The organism is Pseudomonas sp. FYR_2, from assembly GCF_043106425.1.
GTDB classification, from domain to species: Bacteria; Pseudomonadota; Gammaproteobacteria; order Pseudomonadales; family Pseudomonadaceae; genus Aquipseudomonas; species Aquipseudomonas monteilii.
Map to the genome: position 1 here is coordinate 1 of NZ_JBICMM010000053.1, position 316 is coordinate 316.

1 protein-coding gene is annotated in these 316 nt (G+C 61.4%); it reads left to right on the forward strand.

What is annotated here, in order from left to right; genetic code table 11:
* A partial coding sequence (locus ACF8R4_RS23035; protein ID WP_392493538.1) for a thiamine pyrophosphate-dependent enzyme occupies window positions 1–316 on the forward strand: 316 nt, incomplete at both ends.

A 316-nucleotide genomic window follows, 5' to 3' on the forward strand; every position in this document is an offset into this window, starting at 1 on the left:
TGATTTCGGTATGCGGCGACGGCGGCTTCATGATGAACAGCCAGGAACTGGAAACCGCCGTGCGTCTGGGCATGCACATCACCGTGGTGATCCTGCGTGACGACGGCTACGGCATGATCCGCTGGAAGCAGGCCAACATGGGCTTCACCGATTTCGGCCTGGACTATGGCAACCCGGACTTCGTCAAGTACGCCGAAGCCTACGGTGCCAATGGCCACCGCGTGGAAAGCGCCGAAGGCCTGCTGCCGCTGCTGGAGCACTGCATCAAGACCCCGGGCGTGCATGTGATCGACTGCCCGGTCGATTACAGCGAGAA